The organism is Nocardioides terrae (genome assembly GCF_900112345.1).
In the GTDB taxonomy this organism is placed as follows: domain Bacteria; phylum Actinomycetota; class Actinomycetes; order Propionibacteriales; family Nocardioidaceae; genus Nocardioides; species Nocardioides terrae.
Genome location: NZ_FOLB01000036.1, coordinates 1 through 1,230, shown reverse-complemented (window position 1 = coordinate 1,230; position 1,230 = coordinate 1). Strand labels below are relative to the sequence as shown.

Genomic DNA, 1,230 nt, shown 5'->3' with positions numbered 1-1,230 from the left:
CGGTACCTCACCCGACTGCCCTGCCTGGGCCGTCCGTTGCGCGTCGGTGAGCCCTATAGGGAGAACATCGAGACCGGCGAGATTCGGCCAATGCGGTGCCAGCGAAACGGCTGCCCGGACTGTATTGGCGTCAACGCCTGGCGGCGTTCACTGGCGGTCCGATTCATGAAGCCGACCTACGAGCTGACGCTGACGACCACCGACCTGCATCGGTGTGGTGACCCGTGGCCACAGGTCCAGGATCGAGCGCGCGTCCTACGCCAGGCGGCCAAGCGCTGCGGCGTCGATCTGGGTGTCTGGGGCATCTATGTCGAGCAAGGAGCCAAGAACGGCATGACCCACGCGCACATCGTCGTCAAGGACGGCCAGCGCCTGGACTTCGGCTGGCTGCGTCGTCGGCTGGAATCCGCTGGGTTCGGGGCGCGGTTCTCGTACTCGGCGATCAAGGACGATGCCGGGTTCGCGGCCTACGTCGGCAAGGGCTTCGCCTCGTACGCATCGAAGGGCTACCGAGACGACGCTGACGAGGCGCTGAGGCTCAACGGCGGGAGGGTCGGACACTTCTCCCGCGGGTTCTTCCCTAGTGGTGTCCGGCGTGCCGAGGTCCAGTCGCTCGCAGCATTCTCAGAGGCGGCCGATGAGCCGTCGCCGTGGATCACTCGACTCTGGACCTGACTGGCGTTCAAGCGTGGTGAACTAGCGCTCATGGATGCCGACACCAGCGGGGCTATCGGTGCGATAACTGGGGTCAGCGCCCTAGTCATCAGCGTCTTGGCACTCCTCAGGGCTGGCCTGGCGAGTCGGCGCGCGGCGCTCGTCGTCCGGTGGATCGACAACACCTTGGAGGTGTCCAACCAAGGCCCTGCTCGCGCCCGAGAGGTGACGGTTTCCATGCGGATGGAGGGCCTCAACCGTGCCCGCGAGCCTATGACAATTGCGGCGCTGAGCAACGGCTACGCCCATCGTCTGTCCCACATCAGGCTGCTTGGAGAGGCCAGCGAGCTCTGGGTTGACCTGGCATGGAAGGACGACCGTCTGCGTCGGCAGACCGACTCGGTGCTCGTGTCGCAGCAGCGGACACCACAGCCGCCCGGACCGACGATCCCCAATAGTCAGGTCGACCAGATCGCCGCGCGGCTCGGAGAGGGCGTCGGTAAGGCGCTCAATCAGATCGCGTCGGGTGCTGCACGACGCGCTCGCCCCCGCTGACGGGTTCGCCGATAAGCGACA

2 protein-coding genes are annotated in these 1,230 nt (G+C 66.1%); both read left to right on the top strand.

The annotated features are described in order from the left end of the window. Window positions 1-675, top strand: a 675-nt coding sequence (locus BM236_RS18585; RefSeq protein ID WP_217645415.1) for a hypothetical protein, incomplete at its 5' end; no start/stop codon positions are given. Between the two features lie 30 nt (window positions 676-705). Then, on the top strand, window positions 706-1,209 hold the full coding sequence (locus BM236_RS18580) for a hypothetical protein (protein WP_091126763.1): 504 nt from the start codon (window positions 706-708) through the stop codon (window positions 1,207-1,209). Window positions 1,210-1,230: the final 21 nt, after the last annotated feature.

Excerpts from the sequence above, each read along its gene's own strand:
- BM236_RS18580 (WP_091126763.1), top strand. The coding sequence starts at position 706 with ATGGATGCCGACACCAGCGGGGCTATCGGTGCGATAACTGGGGTCAGC.